Source organism: Pseudomonas lurida (genome assembly GCF_002563895.1).
Classification (GTDB): Bacteria; Pseudomonadota; Gammaproteobacteria; order Pseudomonadales; family Pseudomonadaceae; genus Aquipseudomonas; species Aquipseudomonas lurida.
Window position 1 is genome coordinate 1,220,765 of the sequence record NZ_PDJB01000001.1, and the last position, 22,884, is coordinate 1,243,648.

22 protein-coding genes are annotated in these 22,884 nt (G+C 62.2%); 16 read left to right on the forward strand and 6 right to left on the reverse strand.

Features of this window, described 5'->3' with window-relative positions; genetic code table 11:
* The first annotated feature begins 2 nt into the window (after positions 1 to 2).
* From lepA to tadA, 8 genes are all read left to right on the forward strand, one after another.
* Positions 3 to 1,802 (forward strand): translation elongation factor 4, encoded by a 1,800-nt coding sequence (gene lepA / locus ATH90_RS05525; protein WP_003188853.1) that lies wholly within the window; start codon positions 3 to 5, stop codon positions 1,800 to 1,802.
* Positions 1,803 to 1,807: 5 nt separating this feature from the next.
* Positions 1,808 to 2,662 carry a signal peptidase I gene (gene lepB / locus ATH90_RS05530; RefSeq protein WP_025858998.1) on the forward strand — a complete coding sequence of 285 codons (855 nt, stop codon included), beginning with the start codon at positions 1,808 to 1,810 and terminating at the stop codon, positions 2,660 to 2,662.
* A 150-nt stretch (positions 2,663 to 2,812) separates the two neighbouring features.
* Positions 2,813 to 3,502, forward strand: coding sequence for a ribonuclease III (gene rnc / locus ATH90_RS05535; protein WP_016978270.1), 690 nt, complete (start codon positions 2,813 to 2,815; stop codon positions 3,500 to 3,502).
* The gene (gene era / locus ATH90_RS05540; protein ID WP_034102340.1) at positions 3,495 to 4,397 is read left to right on the forward strand and encodes a GTPase Era; all 903 of its coding nucleotides are present in this window, start codon (positions 3,495 to 3,497) and stop codon (positions 4,395 to 4,397) included. Before rnc ends, era begins: the two co-directional genes overlap by 8 nt.
* Positions 4,398 to 4,554: 157 nt before the next feature.
* Positions 4,555 to 5,244 carry a DNA repair protein RecO gene (gene recO / locus ATH90_RS05545; protein ID WP_098465847.1) on the forward strand — a complete coding sequence of 230 codons (690 nt, stop codon included), beginning with the start codon at positions 4,555 to 4,557 and terminating at the stop codon, positions 5,242 to 5,244.
* A 51-nt stretch (positions 5,245 to 5,295) separates the two neighbouring features.
* Entirely contained in the window at positions 5,296 to 6,039 is a 744-nt protein-coding gene (pdxJ, locus tag ATH90_RS05550; RefSeq protein WP_098465848.1) for a pyridoxine 5'-phosphate synthase, read from the forward strand.
* A 270-nt stretch (positions 6,040 to 6,309) separates the two neighbouring features.
* Positions 6,310 to 7,692 carry a multicopper oxidase family protein gene (locus ATH90_RS05555; protein ID WP_098467647.1) on the forward strand — a complete coding sequence of 461 codons (1,383 nt, stop codon included), beginning with the start codon at positions 6,310 to 6,312 and terminating at the stop codon, positions 7,690 to 7,692.
* Positions 7,692 to 8,189 carry a tRNA adenosine(34) deaminase TadA gene (gene tadA, locus ATH90_RS05560; RefSeq protein WP_034102344.1) on the forward strand — a complete coding sequence of 166 codons (498 nt, stop codon included), beginning with the start codon at positions 7,692 to 7,694 and terminating at the stop codon, positions 8,187 to 8,189. Before ATH90_RS05555 ends, tadA begins: the two co-directional genes overlap by 1 nt.
* 79 nt (positions 8,190 to 8,268) lie before the next feature.
* Here tadA and cmoB read toward each other — a convergent pair whose 3' ends face one another.
* The 6 genes from cmoB to ATH90_RS05590 form a co-directional block, all read right to left on the reverse strand.
* The gene (cmoB, locus tag ATH90_RS05565) at positions 8,269 to 9,225 is read right to left on the reverse strand and encodes a tRNA 5-methoxyuridine(34)/uridine 5-oxyacetic acid(34) synthase CmoB (protein WP_098465849.1); all 957 of its coding nucleotides are present in this window, start codon (positions 9,223 to 9,225) and stop codon (positions 8,269 to 8,271) included.
* A complete protein-coding gene (cmoA, locus tag ATH90_RS05570; protein ID WP_034102346.1) occupies positions 9,222 to 9,965 on the reverse strand; it encodes a carboxy-S-adenosyl-L-methionine synthase CmoA in 744 nt (247 codons plus the stop codon). Before cmoA ends, cmoB begins: the two co-directional genes overlap by 4 nt.
* Before the next feature lie 36 nt (positions 9,966 to 10,001).
* Complete coding sequence (locus ATH90_RS05575) at positions 10,002 to 10,658, reverse strand: lysoplasmalogenase (RefSeq protein WP_034102347.1); 657 nt, start codon at positions 10,656 to 10,658, stop codon at positions 10,002 to 10,004.
* 1 nt (position 10,659) lies between these two features.
* A complete protein-coding gene (locus ATH90_RS05580) occupies positions 10,660 to 11,049 on the reverse strand; it encodes a protease inhibitor I42 family protein (protein ID WP_069021930.1) in 390 nt (129 codons plus the stop codon).
* A gap of 123 nt (positions 11,050 to 11,172) precedes the next feature.
* Positions 11,173 to 13,593: an endopeptidase La gene (gene lon, locus ATH90_RS05585; protein ID WP_034102349.1), complete on the reverse strand. Its 2,421-nt coding sequence runs from the start codon at positions 13,591 to 13,593 to the stop codon at positions 11,173 to 11,175.
* Positions 13,594 to 13,753: 160 nt separating this feature from the next.
* Positions 13,754 to 14,743 carry a GntR family transcriptional regulator gene (locus tag ATH90_RS05590; protein ID WP_034102350.1) on the reverse strand — a complete coding sequence of 330 codons (990 nt, stop codon included), beginning with the start codon at positions 14,741 to 14,743 and terminating at the stop codon, positions 13,754 to 13,756.
* A gap of 337 nt (positions 14,744 to 15,080) precedes the next feature.
* On the opposite strand from ATH90_RS05590, the gene ATH90_RS05595 reads away from it, so the two are divergent.
* From ATH90_RS05595 to ATH90_RS05630, 8 genes are read left to right on the forward strand one after another with little or no spacing between them, the layout of a single operon-like run.
* Positions 15,081 to 16,403 (forward strand): amidase, encoded by a 1,323-nt coding sequence (locus ATH90_RS05595; RefSeq protein WP_098465850.1) that lies wholly within the window; start codon positions 15,081 to 15,083, stop codon positions 16,401 to 16,403.
* 11 nt (positions 16,404 to 16,414) lie between these two features.
* Positions 16,415 to 17,293 carry a polysaccharide deacetylase family protein gene (locus tag ATH90_RS05600; protein WP_034096065.1) on the forward strand — a complete coding sequence of 293 codons (879 nt, stop codon included), beginning with the start codon at positions 16,415 to 16,417 and terminating at the stop codon, positions 17,291 to 17,293.
* A gap of 54 nt (positions 17,294 to 17,347) precedes the next feature.
* Positions 17,348 to 18,688, forward strand: a complete 1,341-nt coding sequence (locus tag ATH90_RS05605) for an MFS transporter (protein WP_034102352.1) — start codon at positions 17,348 to 17,350, stop codon at positions 18,686 to 18,688.
* A 10-nt stretch (positions 18,689 to 18,698) separates the two neighbouring features.
* Positions 18,699 to 19,460: an SDR family NAD(P)-dependent oxidoreductase gene (locus ATH90_RS05610; protein WP_069021939.1), complete on the forward strand. Its 762-nt coding sequence runs from the start codon at positions 18,699 to 18,701 to the stop codon at positions 19,458 to 19,460.
* A gap of 52 nt (positions 19,461 to 19,512) precedes the next feature.
* Positions 19,513 to 20,262, forward strand: coding sequence for an SDR family NAD(P)-dependent oxidoreductase (locus ATH90_RS05615; RefSeq protein ID WP_098465851.1), 750 nt, complete (start codon positions 19,513 to 19,515; stop codon positions 20,260 to 20,262).
* Positions 20,263 to 20,275: 13 nt separating this feature from the next.
* Positions 20,276 to 20,575 (forward strand): hypothetical protein, encoded by a 300-nt coding sequence (locus ATH90_RS05620; RefSeq protein WP_034102355.1) that lies wholly within the window; start codon positions 20,276 to 20,278, stop codon positions 20,573 to 20,575.
* Positions 20,572 to 21,546 carry a CobW family GTP-binding protein gene (locus ATH90_RS05625; protein ID WP_034102356.1) on the forward strand — a complete coding sequence of 325 codons (975 nt, stop codon included), beginning with the start codon at positions 20,572 to 20,574 and terminating at the stop codon, positions 21,544 to 21,546. The genes ATH90_RS05620 and ATH90_RS05625 overlap by 4 nt, the downstream gene beginning before the upstream one ends.
* Positions 21,543 to 22,718, forward strand: coding sequence for an ABC transporter substrate-binding protein (locus tag ATH90_RS05630; RefSeq protein ID WP_034102357.1), 1,176 nt, complete (start codon positions 21,543 to 21,545; stop codon positions 22,716 to 22,718). Before ATH90_RS05625 ends, ATH90_RS05630 begins: the two co-directional genes overlap by 4 nt.
* Positions 22,719 to 22,884 lie beyond the last annotated feature (166 nt).

Here is a 22,884-nt window from a genome sequence, read left to right on the forward strand (position 1 = left end):
CCGTGAGTGATTTGAGTCATATCCGCAATTTCTCCATCATCGCCCACATTGACCATGGCAAGTCGACGCTGGCCGATCGATTTATCCAGATGTGCGGCGGCCTTGCCGAGCGTGAAATGGAAGCCCAGGTACTGGACTCCATGGACCTCGAACGCGAGCGCGGGATCACCATCAAGGCCCACAGCGTTACTCTGTATTACAAGGCCAAAGACGGTATCACCTACCAGCTGAACTTCATTGACACCCCGGGCCACGTCGACTTCACGTACGAAGTCAGCCGTTCGCTGGCGGCCTGTGAAGGTGCCTTGCTGGTGGTGGACGCCGGCCAGGGCGTGGAAGCGCAGTCGGTAGCCAACTGCTACACCGCGATCGAGCAGGGCCTGGAAGTCATGCCCGTGCTCAACAAGATCGACCTGCCCCAGGCCGAGCCCGAGCGCGTCAAGGAAGAGATCGAGAAGATCATCGGCATCGACGCCACCGACGCCGTCACCTGCAGCGCCAAGACGGGCCTGGGTGTCGACGAAGTGCTCGAGCGCCTGGTGCACACCATTCCCGCCCCGACCGGCAACTACGAGGATCCGCTGCAAGCGTTGATCATCGATTCCTGGTTCGACAACTACCTGGGCGTTGTCTCCCTGGTACGCGTGCGCCATGGCCGCGTGAAGAAGGGTGACAAGATCCTGGTCAAGTCCACCGGCAAGATCCACCTCGTGGACAGCGTTGGTGTATTCAACCCCAAGCACACCGCTACCGTTGATCTGAAAGCCGGTGAAGTAGGCTTCATCATCGCGGGTATCAAGGACATCCATGGTGCCCCTGTGGGTGACACCCTGACCTTGAGTTCCACGCCGGATGTCGACGTGCTGCCAGGCTTCAAGCGTATCCAGCCGCAGGTCTACGCCGGCCTGTTCCCGGTCAGTTCCGATGACTTCGAAGACTTCCGCGAAGCCCTGCAGAAGCTCACCCTCAACGACTCGTCGTTGCAGTACACCCCGGAAAGCTCCGACGCCCTTGGCTTCGGCTTCCGTTGCGGGTTCCTGGGCATGCTGCACATGGAAATCATCCAGGAGCGCCTGGAGCGCGAGTACGACCTGGACCTGATCACCACCGCGCCGACGGTTATTTTCGAGTTGTTGCTGAAAACCGGTGAAACGATTTACGTCGACAACCCGTCCAAGCTCCCGGATCTGTCGGCCATCGAAGACATGCGCGAGCCTATCGTGCGGGCCAATATCCTGGTACCGCAGGAGCACCTGGGCAACGTCATTACCCTGTGTATCGAAAAGCGTGGCGTACAGCGCGACATGCTGTTCCTCGGCACCCAGGTCCAAGTGACCTACGACATGCCGATGAACGAAGTGGTGCTGGACTTCTTCGACCGCCTCAAATCCACCAGCCGCGGCTATGCTTCGCTGGATTACCATTTCGATCGTTACCAATCGGCTAATCTGGTGAAACTGGATGTGTTGATCAACGGCGACAAGGTCGATGCCCTGGCACTGATCGTGCACAAGGACAACGCGCACTACAAAGGTCGCCAGTTGACCGAGAAGATGAAAGAACTGATTCCGCGCCAGATGTTCGATGTCGCGATCCAGGCCGCCATTGGCGGGCAGATCATTGCGCGGACTTCCGTCAAGGCTCTCAGAAAGAACGTACTGGCCAAATGCTACGGCGGTGACGTAAGCCGTAAGCGCAAGCTGCTTGAGAAGCAAAAGGCCGGTAAAAAACGCATGAAGCAAGTAGGTAACGTGGAAGTTCCACAAGAAGCCTTCCTTGCGGTGCTCAGGTTGGATAGTTAGGTCCTATGTCGCTAAATTTCCCGCTGTTGCTGGTCATCGCCGTTGCCGTTTGCGGTCTCTTGGCGTTGCTCGATCTAGTGTTCTTCGCCCCGCGTCGTCGGGCGGCTATCGCGTCCTATCAGGGCAGCGTCAGCCAGCCCGATGGCGTGGTGATCGAGAAGCTGAACAAAGAGCCTTTGCTGGTTGAATACGGCAAGTCGTTCTTCCCGGTGTTGTTCATCGTGCTGGTGCTGCGTTCGTTCCTGGTGGAGCCGTTTCAGATCCCTTCGGGGTCGATGAAACCTACCCTGGACGTGGGTGACTTCATCCTGGTGAACAAGTTTTCCTACGGGATCCGCCTGCCGGTGATCGACAAGAAGGTCATCGAAATCGGTGATCCGCAGCGCGGCGACGTGATGGTGTTTCGCTACCCGAGCGACCCGAACGTCAACTACATCAAGCGTGTAGTCGGCTTGCCGGGCGACGTGATTCGCTACACCAGCGACAAGCGCCTGTTCATCAACGGTGAGTCGGTGGCCGAGAAGCTGCTGGGTTCCGAGCCGAACACGCTGGGCAGCGCCGAGTTGTACCAGGAGAAACTCGGTGCAGTGGAGCACGAAATCCGCAAGGAAATGAGCCGCTACCGTGCCCAGCCTGATGGCGAATGGAAAGTGCCGGCCGGGCACTACTTCATGATGGGCGACAACCGCGACAACTCCAATGACAGCCGGTACTGGGATGACCCCAACATTCCCAAGGACCTGCTGGGCATGGTTCCCGACCAGAATATCGTCGGCAAGGCCTTTGCGGTCTGGATGAGCTGGCCGGAACCCAAACTCAGCCACCTGCCGAACTTCTCGCGGGTCGGGCTGATCAAGTAATACAGGCGGCGCTGTGAACACAGCGCCGAATGCTTTTCTGGGGTTGGGACAAATCGGTCCTGCCTCATGCAGCACCAACCAGGATTTGAATTTGAACACTGCGTCAATCGTCGATGGCCGCCGGTGCCACCAAACAGATATGGGTAAACCGTGAGCGTTTCTTTAAGCCGTCTCGAGCGCCAGCTCGGCTACACCTTCAAGGACCAGGAATTGATGGTCCTTGCCCTCACACACCGCAGCTTTGCAGGGCGCAACAACGAGCGCCTGGAATTCCTCGGTGATGCCATCCTCAACTTTGTCGCCGGTGAAGCCCTGTTCGAGCGCTTCCCTCAAGCCCGTGAAGGCCAGCTGTCACGCTTGCGTGCACGCCTGGTGAAAGGCGAGACCCTGGCCGTGCTGGCCCGTGGCTTCGGCCTGGGCGAGTACCTGCGCCTGGGCTCCGGTGAGTTGAAGAGCGGCGGTTTCCGGCGTGAATCGATCCTGGCCGATGCGCTCGAGGCGCTGATCGGTGCGATCTACCTCGATGCAGGCATGGAAGCGGCCAAGGAACGCGTCACCGCGTGGCTGACCTCCGAGATTGAAAGCCTCACGCTGGTCGACACCAACAAAGATCCCAAGACCCGCCTGCAGGAATTCCTGCAGTCCCGCGGTTGCGAACTGCCACGCTACGAAGTGGTGGATATCCAGGGTGAGCCCCATTGCCGCGTGTTCTTCGTGGAATGTGAAATCACCTTACTGAATGAAAAAAGCCGAGGTCAGGGTGTGAGCCGTCGTATTGCCGAACAGGTAGCGGCCGCTGCAGCACTGATTGCCCTAGGCGTGGAGAATGGCCATGACTGATTCAACCGCAACACGCTGTGGCTATGTTGCCATCGTCGGCCGCCCGAACGTGGGCAAGTCCACGCTGCTCAACCATATCCTTGGCCAGAAGCTCGCGATCACCTCGCGCAAGCCGCAGACCACTCGCCACAACATGCTGGGCATCAAGACTGAAGGCACCGTGCAAGCGGTCTACGTCGACACCCCAGGCATGCACAAAGGCGGCGAGAAAGCCCTCAACCGCTACATGAACAAGACCGCTTCGGCGGCGTTGAAAGACGTCGACGTGGTGATCTTCGTGGTCGACCGCACCAAGTGGACCGATGAAGACCAGATGGTCCTGGAGCGTGTGCAGTACGTCACCGGCCCGTTGATCGTCGCGCTGAACAAGACCGACCGTATCGAAGACAAAGCCGAGCTGATGCCGCACCTGAGCTGGCTGCAGGAACAACTGCCGAACGCGCAGATCATGCCGATCTCGGCCCAGCACGGCCACAACCTCGATGCCCTGGAGCGTGTGATCGCCGAGCACCTGCCGGAGAACGAGCATTTCTTCCCGGAAGACCAGATCACCGACCGCAGCAGCCGCTTCCTGGCCGCCGAACTGGTACGCGAGAAAATCATGCGCCAGATGGGCGCCGAGCTGCCGTACCAGATCACCGTCGAGATCGAAGAGTTCAAGCAGCAGGGCAAGACCTTGCACATCCATGCGCTGATCCTCGTCGAACGTGACGGCCAGAAGAAAATCATCATTGGCGACAAGGGCGAGCGCATCAAGCGCATCGGCACCGAGGCGCGCAAGGACATGGAATTGCTGTTCGATTCCAAGATCATGCTCAACCTGTGGGTGAAGGTGAAGGGTGGTTGGTCTGACGACGAGCGTGCACTGCGCTCCCTGGGCTACGGCGACCTGTAAGACACCGCTCCCCCTGCAGGAGCCGGCGGCTGTGGGAGCTGGCTTGCCTGCGATGGCGTCACCTCGGTGCAGTTGAAGAACCGGGTTGCCTGCATCGCGGGCAAGCCCGCTGCCACAGTGGTTTATCGCTGTTCCTGAGTTCCGCGAAGAGACGTCCATGTCCCAATCCCCGCCACCCAGCCAACTCGCCTACGTCCTGCACAGCCGCGCCTATCGCGAGACCAGCGCCTTGGTGGACTTCCTCACGCCCCAAGGTCGCCTGCGCGCAGTCTTGCGCAGTGCGCGAGGCAAGGCGGGCACACTGGCGCGGCCGTTCGTGGCCCTGGACGTAGAGTTTCGCGGCAAGGGTGAGCTCAAGAATGTCGGCCGCATGGAAAGCGTCGGCACGTGCGCCTGGCTCAATGGCGAGGCCCTGTTCAGCGGTCTCTACCTCAATGAGCTGCTGATCCGCCTGTTGCCCGCCGAGGTCCCGCACCCAGCGGTCTTCGACCATTACGCCGCTACCCTGTTGGCCCTGGCTGAAGGCCGTCCCCTGGAACCGCTGCTGCGTGCCTTTGAATGGCGCCTGCTCGACGACCTGGGTTACGGCTTCGCACTTGCCAACGACCTGCGTGGCGACCCCATCGCCGCCGACGGCATGTACCGCCTGCAGGTCGACGCCGGCCTTGAACGCGTGTACCTGCTGCAACCCGGCCTGTTCCAAGGCACCGAGCTGTTGGCCATGAGCGAAGCGGACTGGACGGCGCCGGGTGCCTTGTCCGCCGCCAAGCGCCTGATGCGCCAGGCGCTGGCCGTGCACTTGGGCGGACGGCCGCTGGTCAGTCGCGAGTTGTTTCGAAAGCCCTGACGTCCCCGTGTATGCTGTGCACCGATTCTTTCCCTTTTCAGGAGCGCTTCCGTGACCACCAGCAATCGCATTCTTCTTGGCGTCAACATCGACCACGTCGCTACCCTGCGCCAGGCCCGGGGCACCCGTTACCCTGACCCGGTCAAGGCCGCGCTGGACGCCGAAGAAGCGGGCGCCGACGGCATCACCGTGCACCTGCGCGAAGACCGTCGTCACATCCAGGAGCGCGACGTGCTGCTGCTCAAGGACGTGCTGCAAACCCGCATGAACTTCGAGATGGGCGTCACCGAAGAAATGATGGCCTTCGCCGAGCGCATCCGCCCGGCGCATATCTGCCTGGTCCCGGAAACCCGTCAGGAGCTGACCACCGAAGGCGGCCTCGATGTGGCCGGCCAGGAAGCGCGGATCAAGGCTGCCGTGGAGCGCCTGTCGCAGATCGGCAGTGAAGTCTCGCTGTTCATCGACGCCGACGAGCGCCAGATCGAAGCCTCGCGCCGTGTCGGCGCACCGGCCATCGAACTGCACACCGGCCGTTACGCCGACGCAACCACGCCCACCGAAGTGGCCGACGAGCTGCAGCGCATCATTGACGGTGTGAGCTGCGGCCTCAAGGAAGGCCTGATCGTCAATGCCGGCCATGGCCTGCATTACCACAACGTCGAGGCTGTAGCGGCGATCAAGGGCATCAACGAGCTGAACATCGGCCATGCGCTGGTGGCCCACGCGCTGTTCGTCGGTTTCAAAGGCGCCGTGGTCGAGATGAAAGCCCTGATCCTGGCCGCTGCCAGGGCCTGAAGTCCCCCTGCAGAACCCTTATGGGAGCAGGCTTGTGTGAGAGCGGGCTAGCTCGCGAATTCGCTGTGCAAGTCGACTCCTGTAGGGTCGACCTACTGCATTCGCGCACACGCCCGCTGCCACACGGCGCTCTTTCCATCTCTTGATCTGCGGTGTGATCTCCCGTGTTTCAGCCATGCGGCAATGCGAAGCCTTACTGTTTAGCCGGTGCAGGTGTATCGTATCTGCCCTTTGCAGGCCCTGGGCCTGCGGCAGATACGTGAGGTTGTTGTGTCCCGATCCTTTTCCCGTCGACAAATCCTGGGTGGTCTGGCAGGCCTGGCCGTAGTGGGTGTGGGTGCCGGTGGCGCCTACCGCTACTGGCTGGGAAAAGTCGCCGAGGCCGAAGCGGGGCACGACTACGAGCTGATCGCCGCGCCGTTGGACGTGGAGCTGGTGCCGGGACACAAGACCCAAGCCTGGGCGTTCGGCCCTTCGGCGCCCGGCACGGAGTTGCGGGTGCGTCAGGGCGAGTGGTTGCGGGTGCGTTTTATCAACCACCTGCCGGTCGCTACCACTATCCACTGGCATGGCATCCGCCTGCCGCTGGAAATGGACGGCGTGCCTTACGTCTCGCAATTGCCGGTGCTGCCCGGCGAATACTTCGATTACAAATTCCGCGTGCCCGACGCCGGCAGCTACTGGTATCACCCCCATGTGAACAGCAGCGAAGAACTTGGCCGTGGCCTGGTCGGCCCGCTGATCATTGAAGAGCGCGAGCCCACCGGTTTCAAACACGAGCGCACCCTCAGCCTGAAAAGCTGGCACGTGGACGAAGAAGGGGCTTTCGTGGCCTTCAGCATTCCCCGTGAAGCCGCGCGTGGCGGCACGGCCGGCCGCCTGTCGACGATCAATGGCGTGTCCCAGGCGGTGATCGATCTGCCGGCTGGGCAGATCACCCGCGTGCGTTTGCTCAACCTCGACAACACCTTGACCTATCGCATCAATATTCCCGACGTCGAAGCGCAGATCTACGCGCTGGACGGCAACCCCATCGAGCCGCGCCCACTGGGCAAGGAATACTGGCTGGGGCCGGGCATGCGCATCTGCCTGGCGATCAAGGCTCCGCCGGCCGGCGAAGAGCTGTCGATCCGCAATGGCCCCGTGCGCCTCGGCACGTTCCGCTCGGTGGCCAATACCGATGCGCCGACCGAGTGGCCGCCGGCGTTGCCCGCCAACCCGATCAGCGAGCCGGACCTGGCGAATGCCGAGAAGCTCAACTTCAATTTCGAATGGGTGGGTTCCGTTTCGGTCGATGTCGACAACGGCAGGCCGCCGAGCCTGTGGCAGATCAACGGCAAGGCGTGGGACATCACCGACAAGACCTGCGCCGACCGCCCGATTGCCAAGCTGGAGAAGGGCAAGAGCTACATTTTCGAATTGAAGAACATGACCCAGTACCAGCACCCGATCCACTTGCATGGCATGAGTTTCAAGGTGATTGCCTCGAACCGCCACAAGGTGATCCCGTATTTCACCGACACTTACCTGTTGGGCAAGAACGAACGCGCGCGCGTGGCGTTGGTAGCCGATAACCCAGGCGTATGGATGTTCCACTGCCATGTGATCGACCACATGGAAACCGGCCTGATGGCCGCCATCGAGGTGGCGTGATGCGACAATTTCGCCCCACCGCGATCATCGACCGCAGCCGCGACCAGGACTTCATGCGCGAAGCCCTGGCCCTTGCCGCCCAAGGTGCGGCGCTCGGTGAAGTGCCCGTCGGCGCGGTGCTGGTTCAAGACGGTGAGATCATCGGCCGTGGCTTCAATTGCCCGATCAGCGGCAACGACCCCAGTGCCCACGCCGAAATGGTCGCCATCCGCGCGGCTGCACACGCCATCAGCAACTATCGCCTTGTGGGCAGCACGCTGTATGTCACCCTGGAACCCTGCAGCATGTGCGCCGGGCTGATCGTGCACTCACGGATTGCGCGGGTGGTGTATGGCGCGCTGGAGCCCAAGGCCGGGATTGTGCAAAGCCAGGGGCAGTTTTTTACCCAGGGCTTTCTCAATCACAAGGTGCTGTTTGAAGGTGGGGTGTTGGCCGAGGAGTGCGGGACGGTGTTGAGCGAGTTCTTCAAGGCCAGGCGAGCCAAGCCCGCAACCTGAGCATCACGGAGAGATCAACGTGGGAGCAGGCAAACCAACTCCCACCGGTTGATCTCCATCTATTCAAGGAAACCGCAGGTTATTTCCTGGCGATGATCACCGCCCGCATCGGCGCCGGCAGCCCTTCGATGGTCTTGCTGTGATCCTCCGGATCCAGGAAGTCACTCAGCGACTGGTACTTCATCCACTCCGTCCCACGCTGTTCCTCGACCGTGGTCACGCTCACGTCCACGCAGCGCACGTCGCTGAAGCCTGCGCGGCGCAGCCACAGCATCAGGGCCGGCACTGACGGCAGGAACCACACGTTACGCATCTGCGCGTAGCGATCTTCCGGCACCAGCACTTGCTGCTGATCGCCTTCGACAACCAGGGTTTCCAACACCAGTTCGCCGCCTTTTACCAGGGTGTCCTTCAACGCCAGCAAATGCTCGATCGGCGAGCGGCGGTGGTAGAACACGCCCATCGAAAACACAGTGTCGAAGCCTTCCAGGTTCGCCGGCAGGTCTTCGAACGGGAACGGCAGGTGCCAGGCCCTGGGCTCGGACAAGTAGCGCTGCAACGCCTGGAACTGGCAGAAGAACAGCCAGTTGGGGTCCACGCCAATCACGCTGTCGGCGCCGGCGCCGAGCATGCGCCACATGTAGTAGCCGTTGCCGCAACCGACATCGAGGATGCGCTTGCCTTTCAGGTCCAGGTGCGGTGCCACGCGCGACCACTTCCAGTCCGAACGCCATTCGGTGTCCACATGCACGCCGAACAGGTGGAACGGCCCTTTACGCCAAGGGCTCAGGCCCATCAACGCCGTGCGCATTTGTGCGCGGGTATCGTCGTCGCAGTCGGTGTCGAGTGTCAGGCCATTGAGCAAATCCACTGTGCTGGGCTGGATGGCAGGCAATGCATCCAACGCACTTTGCCAGCGCTCCAGGTCGCCATGACCTTTTTCCATCTTGCTATCGAGTTGCGCTTGCAGGCCCTGGGCCCACACGGCCAGGGGAGTGCCGACCAAATGGCGGGCGAGGGGGGACAGATCAATCATGGCAAGGCAATCAACGAGGCAAAGTTAAGACACTGGAACCACGGCACGACTTTCGAGAACCCCGCCGCCAGCAGGCGTTCACGGTGTTCTTCGAGGCTGTCGGGCTTCATGACGTTTTCGATGGCGCTGCGCTTCTGGGCGATTTCCAGTTCGCTGTAGCCGTTGGCGCGTTTGAACGCGATGTGCAGGTCGGTGAGCAGCGCGTGTTCTTGCGCATCGTTGAACCGCAGCTTCTCCGAGAGAATCAACGCACCGCCCGGCAACAGCGACTGGCGGATGCGACCGAGCAGGGCCAGGCGTTCATCGGGGGCAATGAATTGCAGGGTGAAATTCAGCGCGACCACCGAGGCTGGCTGGAACTGCAGCGCGAGGATGTCGCCCTCGATCACTTCAACCGGCAGCAACTCCTGGAACATCGAGTCCTGGCCATTGAGGTACTCGCGGCAGCGCTCGACCATCGCCGCCGAGTTATCCACCGCGATCACGCGGCAACCGTCGGTGCGCACATGGCGGCGCAGGGCCTGGGTAACGGCGCCGAGGGATGAGCCCAGGTCGTAGAGCACGCTATTGGGCTGGGCAAATTGCGCCGCGAGGACGCCGAGGTTCTCGACGATGGTGGGGTAACCCGGTACCGAGCGCTTGATCATGTCCGGGAACACCCGCACCACGTCTTCGTTGAAGGCGAAGTCCGGCACCTGGGGCAGGGGCTGGGCGAATAGGCGATCGGGTTCTTTGCTCACGGCTGTTCCGGTGACGAGGAAGGAAAGGCCGGCATTTTAGCCAAGTTGGCCCTCGGATGCGCGGGTTGTCTGATGGAAAGCCGAAGCGGTGATGCCCCACTGGCCGAGCCAATACGTCGTGATCAGCAAATACGGCGCTGCCTCGAACGCCACGACAAAGCGGTTGATGCCGATCAACGTGTCGGAAAACACAAACGAGCCCGCACCCGCCGCCGCCAGCAGTGCCGAGCGTTTCGGTACGTCACTGCCCAGGCGTGCCAGTGCACGCCAGAGCATGGCGCTGATGACCAGTGCATAAACCACCACCGGTATCAGCAACTCGCCGAGACCGTGGGAAATCAGAATGCTAAGCAGCACTGCACCCACGCCTAGCGCCAGTACCAACGGCAACAAGGCCAGGCGACGGCAGTCACTGAAATAGGCCTTGAGATACGCCAGGTGCGCAAACAAAAACGCGCCCAGGCCAAAGATAAACAAGTCGCCCGGCCAGGCGAGCAACACATCGCCCACCAGGGAAAAAATCAGCCCCAGGCTGATCCAGCGCCGATAGTCGGTGGGCGGTGCATCATGCAGCCAGCCCAGCAACGCCAGGACCGGCAGCGGCTTGACCAGCAGGCACAGCAAGGTGGCATGGGTGGTCAGGCCATAGATGAAAGTGCCAGCGCCCATCAACGCAAGAATCAGCCATGGCATATCAGTTCACCGTAATGGCGCAGTCAAAGGTTTCGACGGGTTCGGCTTCCGGTTCCCAGGGTTGCTGGGAGGTCAGGCGCAAACGCCCCTGGCCGGCCGCGAAGGCCTGGAAGCGCCACGTCGACTGGCCACCGCCACCGATCACTCCGGATTCCGCGCTGCTGTAGACCTCGGGGCTCAACGCACGCAGCACCCCGCCAGCGGAGTCCTGGATGGCCCAGCGGTAACCCGTAGTGGGGTTGCTTGGCAGGGTGAGGGTCAGGTTCTGCCCGGTTTTAAGCTGGAGCGGGCAGGCGCTCTGGTTTTCCACGCTGATGTTTTGCTTCGGTGCGCTGGCGCACGCAGCCAGCAGGGCAAGGCTCAAGGGGAGAAGCAGGCGGGCAGCGGTCATGGGGGCTCCGTTGTGTGGCGACGAAGACCGAGCATAACCGAAGATGAGACAAGGTGTGACAAGAGGGGCTTTTGTGCGCAGGGCCTGGCCCCATCGCGGGCCAGGCCAGGCACTACCTATCTATCAGAACAACACCTTCGCCACGTCCGCAAAGCGCTTGGCAAAGTGCACGGTCATGCCTTCCTTCAGGTACTCCGGCAACTCTTCAAAGCTGCCGCGATTCGGCTCCGGCAAAATCAGCTCATGAATCTTCTGGCGTCGCGCCGCGATCACCTTCTCGCGCACGCCGCCAATGGGCAGCACATGCCCGGTCAGTGTCAGCTCGCCAGTCATGGCCACACCTTTCTTCGGCGGCTGGTTACGTGCCAGGGACAGTAGCGCACTGGCCATGGTCACACCTGCGCTCGGGCCGTCTTTCGGCGTGGCACCTTCCGGCACGTGCAAGTGCACGAAGGCTTCATCGAAGAACTTCGGATCACCGCCAAACGACTTCAGATTCGAACTGATGTAGCTGTAGGCGATTTCGGCGGATTCTTTCATCACCTCACCCAACTGCCCGGTCAGCTTGAAGCCGCGATTGAGCGTATGGATGCGCGTTGCTTCGATCGGCAGGGTAGCGCCGCCCATGCTGGTCCAGGCCAGGCCGGTGATCACACCGGTGCCGGACAGCACTTGTTCATTGCGGAACACGGGCATGCCCAGGGAGCTTTCCAGGTCCTTGTTGCCGATCTTGATCACCGAGTTCGGCTCATCCAGCAGCTTGACCACCGCTTTGCGCACCAGTTTGCCCAACTGCTTCTCCAGTTGGCGCACCCCGGCTTCGCGGGCGTAGCCGTCGATCAATGCACGCAGGGCGCCATCGCTGATGGTCAGGGTGTTTTTCGACACACCGGCTTTTTCCAGCTGTTTAGGCCACAGGTGGCGCTTGGCGATGGCGACTTTCTCTTCGGTGATATAGCCCGACAGGCGAATCACTTCCATGCGGTCCAGCAGCGGGCCCGGGATGGAGTCCAGGGTGTTGGCCGTGCACACGAACAGCACCTTGGAGAGGTCCAGCCGCAGGTCCAGGTAGTGATCGAGGAATTCGACGTTCTGCTCCGGGTCGAGGGTTTCCAGCAGCGCCGACGCTGGGTCGCCCTGGAAGCTCTGGCCCATCTTGTCGATCTCGTCGAGCATGATCACCGGGTTCATCACCTCGACATCCTTGAGCGCCTGCACCAACTTGCCCGGCATCGCGCCGATGTAGGTGCGGCGATGGCCCTTGATCTCGGCCTCGTCGCGCATGCCGCCCACGCTGAAGCGATAGAACGGCCGCCCCAGGGACTCGGCGATGGATTTACCGACGCTGGTCTTACCCACGCCTGGCGGGCCGACCAGCAGTACGATGGAACCGGCGACCTCGCCTTTATAGGCGCCCACCGCGAGGAACTCGAGGATGCGACTCTTGATGTCATCCAGGCCTGCGTGGTGTTTATCCAGTACCTTGCGCGCGTGCTTGAGGTCGAGTTTGTCCTCGCCGTACACGCCCCACGGCACTGAGGTGGCCCAGTCGAGGTAGTTGCGCGTCACCGCGTATTCCGGCGAGCCGGTTTCGAGGATCGACAGTTTGTTCAGTTCTTCATCAATGCGTTTCTTCGCCTGCGCCGGCAGCACCTTGCCTTCCAGGCGTTGTTCGAACTGTTCGACATCCGCACTGCGGTCGTCCTTGGTCAAGCCCAGCTCCTGCTGGATGACCTTGAGTTGTTCCTTGAGGAAGAACTCGCGCTGGTGTTCGCCGATCTTGCGGTTCACCTCGGCGGAGAGTTCTTTTTGCAGGCGTGCGACTTCGACTTCCTTGCGCAGCATCGGCAGCACTTTTTCCATGCGCTTGAGCATGGGCACGCAGTCCAGCACTTCCTGCAACTCGTTACCGGTGGCCGAGGTCAATGCGGCGGCGAAGTCGGTGAGTGGCGACGGATCGTTGGGGCTGAAGCGGTTGAGGTAGTTCTTCAGCTCTTCGCTGTACAGCGGGTTGAGCGGCAGCAGTTCCTTGATCGCATTGATCAGCGCCATGCCATAGGCCTTGACCTCGTCGGTCGGCTCGCTCGGCTGGTGCGGGTATTCGACTTCCACCAGGTACGGTGGGCGGTGGTGCTTGAGCCAGGTCTTGATGCGCACGCGGGTCAGGCCCTGGGCCACGAACTGCAGCTTGCCGTTCTCGCGGCTCGCGTGGTGCACCTTCACCAGGGTGCCGTACAGCGGCAGGCTGGAGGTGTCGAAGTGGCGCGGGTCTTCTGGCGGTGTGTCCATGAAGAACAGGGCCAGGGAGTGGTGGTCGGATTTGCTCACCAGCTCCAGGGTTTCGGCCCACGGCTCTTCATTGACGATCACCGGCAGCACTTGCGCCGGGAAGAAGGGCCGGTTGTGGATCGGGATGATATAGACCTTGTCCGGCAGGTTTTGCCCAGGCAGGGCCAGGCCGGTATTGGACGATGGGGATTCAGCGTTTTCGGGGTCGGCGTAGTCGTTCAAGTCGTAATCGGGGAAATCTTGCTGGTCGCTCATGGGGCACCTGCATAAGGAAGTATGGTGCTTAGATGGGGCGGGGCAGCGGTGGTTTCAATGGTGGGGGGTAGATAGCAACAAATTGCATGATATTAACGAAAGCGCCGCAGTACCTGTGCGGAGCAGGCAAGCCAGCTCCCACGGTTTGTGTTGCCCACGATCAGCTGATTTTGTGCAAATAGGCGGGAAGTGGCTGTTCGGGCAGTACTGAAAGCACCTTCAAACGCTGCAACATGCGCTGGCGTGCACGCTGCAAATGCTCGCGCAGGTTCAACGCTGCCGCGTCCACCGCGCCGTGCAGCAACAACTCCAGAATCAACCGATGTTCGGCCAACATCGCTGGATCAGCGCCAATCCCCAGTAAACGGTAGAAAATCCGACTGATGATCATCGGGCTCTGTCCCTGGCGAATCAGCGCGGCGATCTTGCGATTCTGCAAACCGGCCAGGCAGCGTTGGTGCAAGTCCTCTTCGATCTGTTCGATGGCCTCCAGGCTGCAGTGGGGGCTTTGCTGGGCATCCAGTACGCGCTGCAACATGGCTTCAAGCAGCTCGCGGTCGAGGTTGGGCGCGCTCTGGCGCAGGGCTTCGGGCTCCAGGCATGCGCGCAGCTCGTAGTCTTCGGTGACTTCCCGTGCGGTCAGGGGCCCCGCCAGCCATTGGGAGTAGGGTTCCTTTTCCACCAGGCCACGGTCGCGCAGGCGCATCAACGCTTCGCGCACTACCGCGCGGCTGACGCCGTAGTGGTCGGCCGCGGCTTGCTCGTCCAGGCGGTAATGGCCGAAGGCAATGCAGGTAGACAGCGCCGCGCCGATCTCTTCGACGATGCGCTCGCCCAGTGGCCGCGTGTCCACCAGTTCATCTTCACCGTTGAGCCCCAGGTGCGCATGGCTCAAGGGCAGGCGCAGTGGCTCCATCGCCAGGCCTTCGGGGTTGATCAGGTAACCCCGGCCGTTGAAGCGACAGATCAGCCCCTCTTCGTGCAGCAGGTCCAGGGCCTTGCGCACCGGCACGCGGCTGGTGCCGAACAGTTCGGCCAGCGGTGCTTCCAATAAGACCAGGCCGTGGCGCGCCGTACCGTTGACGATCGCGTCGCGCATCACTTGGTGAATCATCGCGTAACGGGAGGCCGAGGCGGACACTGCTTTCATCGCTTTCTCTGAAGGGCGTAGGACGGTGGCCGGGGATTCTCTCATAACTTGCGCCTGTCACTCTGCGCCACGTCAGTGGCACTTTTTTGGGGCCTTGGCTGTAGGAATGTTACTTTTCTGCACCAAAATGTATTTATTAATAAAAGATACGTTATTTCATTGAGAGCGCTTTCCCACCGCCGCGCAAGAATTTTTTCTACCGATTAAAACCATCTATCCCGTAGCTCTGGTCGCTATTGCTGTAAAGCGCACACACATGTCGCCAGAGACTGGCACGAATTCTGCCTTTGTAAAATGTACATTTTATTAATATGTACGTTTTATGAGGGGCACCCTGATGTCAGACGCCACATCAATGGCCGAGGATTTCGCCAGCGGTCGCAGCGACCCCGTGCAAGCACTCGAACAGGCACTCGAAAAAGCCAGCCAGACCCCGGCAGTCTTTATCAGCCTGACCGCTGGACGCGCGCGCCGCGAAGCTGAAGCCGCCGCTGCGCGCTGGCGTGCTGGCCAGCCATTGAGCGTGTTCGATGGCGTGCCGCTGGCCTGGAAGGACCTGTTCGATGTAGCCGGCAGCATCACCACGGCGGGCGCCGCCTATCGCCGCAACGCTCCCGCTGCATTGCTTGATGCGCCCACTGTCGGCCTGTTGTGCCGTGCCGGGATGGTCAGTGTCGGCAAGACCAACCTCAGCGAACTGGCGTATTCCGGCCTGGGCCTGAACCCGCATTTCGGCACGCCGCACAATCCCCATGGCGCAGACGAACCGCGCATCCCGGGTGGCTCGTCGTCGGGCTCGGCGGTGGCCGTTGCCGCCGCTGTCGTGCCGATCGCCATGGGCACTGACACGGCGGGTTCGATCCGCATTCCGGCGGCCCTCAATGGCTTGGTAGGTTACCGCAGCAGCAGCCGACGCTACAGCCGCGACGGGGTCTTCCCGCTGGCCCATACCCTCGACAGCCTCGGCCCGCTGACCCGCAGCGTGCGGGATGCGTTGGCCATCGACGATCTGTTGCACGGCCGTGCCCAAACCCACCGCGCCCGCAGCCTCAAGGGCCAGCGCTTTGTGTTGGCACAACAGGACGCCGAACCCGCTGTGCGCAACAATCTGTTGCGCGCCGTGGAGCAACTCAAGGCCCAGGGCGCACTGATCGAAGAGCGCGACTGCCCGACTTTCCAGGCGACGCTGGATCTGATCAAACAGCACGGCTGGCTCGGCGCTTTTGAAGCCTTCGCCCTGCATGAAGCGCTGCTCGACAGCCCCGACGCCGAACAACTCGACCCCCGCGTACGCCGCCGCCTTGAAGCCGCGCGCTCACTGCCGGCCAGCCAGCTCATCCACCTGGCCGACGCCCGCCGCCACCTGCAACAACAACTGATCCAAGACCTCGACGGTGCCGTCCTTATCACCCCCACCGTCGCCCACGTCGCACCGGCGTTGGCGCCGCTGGAAGCCGACGACGACCTGTTCGTCAGCACCAACCTCGCCACCCTGCGCCTGACGATGCCCGGCAGTTTGCTCGACATGCCCGGCGTCACCCTGCCCAGCGGCCGCGATGCCCAGGGCCTGCCCACCGGGTTGCTGCTCAGCGCCCCGGTGGGAGAAGACGCACGCCTGCTGCGCGCGGCGCTGTCCGTCGAAACCGTACTTAACGTTTAAGGAGACACACCATGGCTAAAGACATCCTCTGTGCATTTGGCGTCGACGTCGATGCCGTCGCCGGCTGGCTCGGTTCCTACGGCGGCGAAGACTCGCCGGACGATATCTCCCGGGGCCTGTTCGCCGGTGAAGTCGGCGCGCCGCGCCTGCTCAAACTGTTCGAACGCTACGGCCTGCGCACCACCTGGTTTATCCCTGGCCATTCGATGGAAACCTTCCCCGAGCAGATGAAGGCCGTGGCCGACGCCGGTCACGAAATCGGCGTGCATGGCTACAGCCACGAAAACCCCATCGCCATGACCGCCGAGCAGGAAGAAATCGTCCTGGATAAGTCCATCGAGCTGATCACCCAGGTCACCGGCAAGCGCCCCACCGGTTATGTCGCACCGTGGTGGGAATTCAGCAAGGTCACCAACGAGCTGCTGTTGAAAAAAGGCATCAAGTACGACCACAGCCTGATGCACAACGACTTCCACCCCTATTACGTGCGCAAGGGCGACAGCTGGACCAAGATCGACTACAGCCAGCACCCCGACACCTGGATGAAACCCCTGGTGCGTGGCGAAGAGACTGACCTGGTGGAGATCCCGGCCAACTGGTACCTCGACGACCTGCCGCCGATGATGTTCATCAAGAAAGCCCCCAACAGCCACGGCTTCGTCAACCCGCGTCACCTGGAAGAAATGTGGCGCGACCAGTTCGACTGGGTCTACCGCGAACACGAGCACGCGGTGTTCACCATGACCATCCACCCCGATGTCTCCGGCCGCCCGCAAGTGCTGCTGATGCTTGAGCGCCTGATCGAACATATCCAGAGCCATGCCGGCGTGCGCTTCGTCACCTTCGACGAAATCGCCGACGACTTTATCCGCCGCCAACCCCGTAGCTGAACCCCATCCCTGTAGGGGCCGGCTCCTACAGGTCAACCCCCAGAGGCGCGACCCATGTCCATCTACAACAAGCTTGACCTGACTGGCTGGAAACCCCGGCAACTGACATCCAAGGAGGTGCGCTTCGCCACCTGGATCGCGTTTTTCGCCTGGGTGTTTGCGGTGTATGACTTCATTCTGTTCGGCACGTTGTTGCCCGAGATCGGCCGGCACTTTGGCTGGGGTGAAGTGGAGCAAGCTGAAATCGCGACCTGGGTGGCGGTGGGCACGGCCGTGGTCGCCTTCGCCATTGGCCCCGTCGTCGATAAGTTGGGGCGGCGCAAAGGCATTATCTTCACCGTGGCCGGCTCTGCGCTTTGCTCGGCGTTGACCGCGATCGGCGGCGCGTGGGGCAAGTCGCCGCTGATTCTGATCCGTTCGTTGGGCGGCCTGGGCTATGCCGAGGAAACCGTCAATGCCACCTACCTGAGCGAGCTGTACGGCGCCTCGGAAGACCCGCGCCTGACCAAGCGTCGTGGCTTTATCTACAGCCTGGTGCAGGGCGGCTGGCCGGTCGGTGCATTGATCGCCGCCGGGTTGACCGCGTTATTGCTGCCGATCATCGGCTGGCAGGGTTGCTTTATCTTCGCCGCGATTCCGGCGGTGGTGATCGCGATCATGGCGCGCAAGCTCAAGGAGAGCCCGCAGTTCCAGATTCACCAGCGCATCAGCGAGCTGCGTAAAAGCGGCGCGGTGAAAGAAGCGCAGAACGTCGCCGTGACCTACGGCGTGGACTACGACGAACACAGCAAGGCCGGTCTCAAGGCCGCCTTCCGTGGCCCGGCCCGCCGCGCCACCCTAGTGATCGGCGCTGCACTGTTGCTCAACTGGGCCGCGATCCAGGTGTTCAGCGTGCTTGGCACTTCGGTGATCGTCAGCGTGCACCACATCTCGTTCGAGAACTCGTTGATCATCCTCGTGCTGTCGAACCTGGTGGGTTACTGCGGCTACCTCAGCCACGGCTGGATGGGCGACAAGATCGGCCGCCGCAACGTGATCGGCCTGGGTTGGATGCTCGGCGGCCTGGCGTTTGCCGGCATGCTGTTTGGCCCGAGCAATATGCCGATGGTGGTCGGGCTGTACAGCCTGGGCCTGTTCTTCCTGATCGGGCCGTACTCGGCGGCGCTGTTCTTTATCAGTGAAAGTTTCCCGACCAGCATCCGCGCCACCGGCGGCGCGATCATCCATGCCATGGGCCCGATCGGTGCGGTGGTCGCAGGTTTTGGTGCGACCCAGGTGTTGTCCGCCGGCAGCGACTGGCAGACCGCCGCGCTGTGGTTCGGTGCACTGCCGTGCTTCCTGTCTGGCGCCCTGATGTTTGCCGCGCGCCATGTGCGCCCGGAAACCGTTCAGTAAGGAGTTTTCGATGAGCCGTAAAGTTGCGTTGATTACCGGAGCCGCCAGCGGCATCGGCCAAGCCCTTGCCGTGGCTTATGCCCGCGTTGGCGTGGCCGTGGTGGGCGGGTATTACCCGGCCGATCCTCATGACCCGCATGCCACTGTCCGCCGGGTGGAAGAGGCGGGTGGCGAGTGCCTGATGCTGCCGCTGGACGTGGGCAATACCGCCTCGGTGGACGCCCTGGCCGCGCAGGCGGTACAGCATTTTGGTCGACTTGATTATGCCGTGGCCAATGCGGGCTTGCTGCGCCGCGCACCGCTGCTGGAGATGACTGACGCGCTGTGGGACGAGATGCTGAATGTTGATCTGACGGGGGTGATGCGCACCTTCCGCGCGGCGACTCGGCACATGAGCGAGGGCGGTGCGCTGGTGGCAATTTCATCCATTGCCGGTGGCGTGTATGGCTGGCAGGAACACAGCCATTACGCGGCGGCCAAGGCCGGTGTGCCAGGGTTGTGCCGGTCGCTGGCGGTGGAGTTGGCGCCGATGGGTATCCGTTGCAACGCGGTGATCCCGGGGTTGATCGAGACGCCGCAGTCCCTGGATGCAAAGAACTCGCTGGGGCCGGAAGGCTTGGCGAAAGCGGCGCGGGCCATCCCGCTGGGCCGGGTAGGGCGGGCGGATGAAGTGGCGTCGTTGGTGCAGTTTTTGACCAGTGAGGCGTCGAGCTATTTGACCGGGCAAAGCATCGTCATCGACGGTGGCCTGACCGTACGCTGGCCGGACTGACGGGTGTACATCAATCCAAATGTGGACCTGTGTTTGATTCAGGAGAATTTACATGCCTCAACTTCCTAATCGCCGCGCCGTGATCACCGGCGCCGGCAGCGGCATCGGTGCTGCTATCGCCCGCGCCTACGCCGCCGAAGGCGCGCGCCTGGTGCTGGCCGACCGCAACGCGGCCAGCCTCGCCGAAACCGCGATCACCTGCCGCAACCTGGGCGCCGAGGTGTTCGAATGCCTGGCCGACGTGGGTACCGTCGAGGGCGCCCAGGCCAGTGTCGACCGTTGCGTCGAACAGTTCGGCGGTATCGATATCCTGGTCAACAATGCCGGCATGCTCACCCAGGCGCGCTGCGTCGACCTGAGCATCGAGATGTGGAACGACATGTTGCGTGTCGACCTCACCAGTGTATTCGTCGCCAGCCAGCGCGCCTTGCCGTACATGCTCGCGCAGCGTTGGGGGCGGATCATCAACGTCGCTTCACAGTTGGGTATCAAGGGCGGTGCTGAACTCACCCATTACGCCGCGGCCAAGGCCGGGGTGATCGGCTTTACCAAGTCCCTGGCGCTGGAGGTGGCCAAGGACAATGTGCTGGTCAACGCCATCGCCCCCGGCCCCATCGAGACGCCGTTGGTGGGCGGTATCAGCGAAGACTGGAAACGCGCCAAGGCCAAGGAGCTGCCCCTGGGCCGCTTCGGCCTGGCGGACGAAGTGGCACCGGTTGCGGTGCTGCTGGCCAGCGAGCCGGGGGGCAATTTGTTCGTCGGCCAGACCCTGGGCCCGAACTCCGGCGACGTCATGCCATGAGCGGGGTGTAGTCATGTGCGGACTCTGCGGATTGCTCGGCGAAGACCTGCACTGGAGCGACCCCCTGGGCGACGAACTGCCCCGGCGTCGCGAACGCCTGCGCAGGATCGCGGCGATCAACCAGGTGCTGGCGGTGTTCCGGCTCAAGGTTGAAGACTTCCAGGGCGCGTCCTACCTGTTGTTGGGCGCCACCGGTAAACAGGCACTCGCCAGTGGCCTGGATCAACTCTGGCAGGCCGCCGAGACCCTGCTTGGCCGCCCGCTGGATCCCCTCGATCCGCGCTTGCTGGATCATCTGGAGTCACCCGCATGAGCATCGCCCTCAACGTCATTACCGGCTTCCTCGGCAGCGGCAAGACCACCTTGCTCAAGCGCCTGCTGCAAGGCGAAAGCCTGGGCGACACCGCGTTGCTGATCAACGAATTCGGCGATGTCGGCATCGACCACCTGCTGGTGGAGGAGGTCGCGCCGGATACGGTGTTGCTGCCCAGCGGCTGCGTGTGCTGTTCGATCCGTGGTGAGTTGAAAGACGCGCTGCTCGGCCTGTTGCAACGCCGCGAGCGCGGTGAAATCCCGGCCTTCAAGCGGGTGATCCTGGAGACCACCGGCCTGGCCGACCCGGCGCCGATCCTCGCTACGTTGAACAACGATGTGCAACTGCGCGGGCGTTTCCATATCGGCCTGGTGATCACCTTGGTCGACGCCAGCCACGCCGCGCTGCAAGAACGCTTGCACCCGGAGTGGTTGGCGCAGGTGGCGGCGGCGGATCGCCTGCTGCTGAGCAAGACCGATCTGGCCGGCGACTGCGCGGCACTGCGCGCGCATTTGCAGGCGCTCAATGCCGGTACGCCGATGCTGGATACCCACGATATCCACAGCGGTGATCAACTGCTGCTCGGTGAAGGCCTGCGCAGTCCCGAACCCGCGGTGGAGGTCAATCGCTGGCAGCTGCATCGCACCACCACGGCCACCCACGGTGATGCGCAAGTGTGCAGCCTGACCTTTGACCAGCCACTGGATTGGGTGGGGTTCGGGGTGTGGTTGTCGATGCTGTTAAGATGCCATGGCGAACGAATCCTTCGTGTCAAAGGGCTGCTCAACGTGAACGCCAGTAACGCTCCCATCGTCATTCATGGTGTGCAGCATTGCCTGCATGCGCCGGTGCATTTGCCTGCGTGGCCGGGCAGTGATCGCCGATCGCGCCTGGTGTTTATCCTGCGCGGACTCGACCCGGCGCTGCTGCGGCGCTCCTTCGACGTGTTCTCGCGGCGGTTCGCGGCATGATCACACTTCGCGTCCTCGGCACCTCGGTCACCCTGCTCGAATGCTTGCGTGTACGCGCCGAACAGGAGTTGGGCATTCGCTTGGTGTACCAGGTGCATGACGTCGAACAGGCCCAGCGTATCGCAGTGATGCAGCCCGAGAGCTACGACCTGTACGACCAGTGGTTTCACAATGTCGACTTCGTGTGGCCAGCCCGTGCGATCCAGCCCATCGACACCCGGCGCATTGCGCTGTGGCACGAGATCAATGACCTGCCCAAGCGCGGGCGCCTGTCGGCCAACGATCGCCTGGGCAGTGGTAGCGTGCCCAGCGAGCGCCTATTCGTGCAACACGATGGCAGCTTGGGCAGCACGGTCACCGAGCGCATCAGCATGCTGCCCCTGACTCACAACGCCGACAGCTTCGCCTACCGACCCGAGCGCCTGCCCGAAGGATTTTGCCACGGCAACGAAAGCTGGGGCTGGCTGCTCGACCCCGCGTGGCGTGCGCGTACCGCCTTGCAAAGCGACGCCGCCATTGGCGCCCTGGACGCCGCATTGGCAGTGCAGGGCGCGGGGCTGGCGAGTTTCAGGGACATCGGCAATATGAGCATCGAAGAGATCGACGTGCTCGCCGACATCCTCGTGCGTAAACGTAAGGAAGGGCACTTCGCGGCGTTCTGGTCCGATGATGAAGAGGCCGCGCAGTTGATGCTGAGCCCGAGCATCGACATCCAGAGCCTGTGGTCGCCGACCTTGATGCGTTTGCATCGCGCCGGGGTGAAATACCGCTTGGCGGTGCCGCGCGAAGGGTACCGGGCGTGGTTTGGTGGGTTGTCCCTTTCCCGGCATGCCAAGGGGCCCGTGCTGGATGCGGCCTATGCCTATTTGAACTGGTGGCTGTCCGGCTGGCCTGGGGCGGTGATGGCGCGGCAGGGGTATTACATCGGTAACCCGGCGCGTAGTCGTGATCACTTGAGCAGCGCGGAGTGGGATTACTGGTATGCCGGCAAACCCGCGCGGGAGGAGTTGTCGGGGAGTGATGGGTTGCCGTTGATTGATGTGGGGGAAGTGCGGGATGGGGGGTCTTATGAACAGCGTATGGGGCATATTGCTGTGTGGAACTCGGTGATGGATGAGCATAATTATCTGGTGCGGCGGTGGGGGGATTTTATGCGGGCGCGTTGTCTTTGATTGATTGAGTCCATATCCGTTGCTGCGGTAACGGCTGCTTAGGGTCCCGCTCCTGCAGCGGTTCACTTTTGGAGGACCGGGATGCCGGCCCAGCCAAAAGTAACCAAAAAGTCCTCGCCCCAACACTCGGCACCTCGACCAGGCTCCGATCAAAAAAAAAAGTGCG

What these genes read in the sequence shown, in the direction of transcription:
- lepB (WP_025858998.1), top strand. Translation starts at nt 1,808, where the DNA reads ATGTCGCTAAATTTCCCGCTGTTGCTGGTCATCGCCGTTGCCGTTTGC.
- era (WP_034102340.1), top strand. Translation starts at nt 3,495, where the DNA reads ATGACTGATTCAACCGCAACACGCTGTGGCTATGTTGCCATCGTCGGC.
- recO (WP_098465847.1), top strand. Translation starts at nt 4,555, where the DNA reads ATGTCCCAATCCCCGCCACCCAGCCAACTCGCCTACGTCCTGCACAGC.
- tadA (WP_034102344.1), top strand. Translation starts at nt 7,692, where the DNA reads ATGCGACAATTTCGCCCCACCGCGATCATCGACCGCAGCCGCGACCAG.
- cmoB (WP_098465849.1), bottom strand. Translation starts at nt 9,225, where the DNA reads ATGATTGATCTGTCCCCCCTCGCCCGCCATTTGGTCGGCACTCCCCTG.
- ATH90_RS05575 (WP_034102347.1), bottom strand. Translation starts at nt 10,658, where the DNA reads ATGCCATGGCTGATTCTTGCGTTGATGGGCGCTGGCACTTTCATCTAT.
- ATH90_RS05580 (WP_069021930.1), bottom strand. Translation starts at nt 11,049, where the DNA reads ATGACCGCTGCCCGCCTGCTTCTCCCCTTGAGCCTTGCCCTGCTGGCT.
- lon (WP_034102349.1), bottom strand. Translation starts at nt 13,593, where the DNA reads ATGAGCGACCAGCAAGATTTCCCCGATTACGACTTGAACGACTACGCC.
- ATH90_RS05590 (WP_034102350.1), bottom strand. Translation starts at nt 14,743, where the DNA reads ATGAAAGCAGTGTCCGCCTCGGCCTCCCGTTACGCGATGATTCACCAA.
- ATH90_RS05595 (WP_098465850.1), top strand. Translation starts at nt 15,081, where the DNA reads ATGTCAGACGCCACATCAATGGCCGAGGATTTCGCCAGCGGTCGCAGC.
- ATH90_RS05600 (WP_034096065.1), top strand. Translation starts at nt 16,415, where the DNA reads ATGGCTAAAGACATCCTCTGTGCATTTGGCGTCGACGTCGATGCCGTC.
- ATH90_RS05605 (WP_034102352.1), top strand. Translation starts at nt 17,348, where the DNA reads ATGTCCATCTACAACAAGCTTGACCTGACTGGCTGGAAACCCCGGCAA.
- ATH90_RS05610 (WP_069021939.1), top strand. Translation starts at nt 18,699, where the DNA reads ATGAGCCGTAAAGTTGCGTTGATTACCGGAGCCGCCAGCGGCATCGGC.
- ATH90_RS05615 (WP_098465851.1), top strand. Translation starts at nt 19,513, where the DNA reads ATGCCTCAACTTCCTAATCGCCGCGCCGTGATCACCGGCGCCGGCAGC.
- ATH90_RS05620 (WP_034102355.1), top strand. Translation starts at nt 20,276, where the DNA reads ATGTGCGGACTCTGCGGATTGCTCGGCGAAGACCTGCACTGGAGCGAC.
- ATH90_RS05625 (WP_034102356.1), top strand. Translation starts at nt 20,572, where the DNA reads ATGAGCATCGCCCTCAACGTCATTACCGGCTTCCTCGGCAGCGGCAAG.
- ATH90_RS05630 (WP_034102357.1), top strand. Translation starts at nt 21,543, where the DNA reads ATGATCACACTTCGCGTCCTCGGCACCTCGGTCACCCTGCTCGAATGC.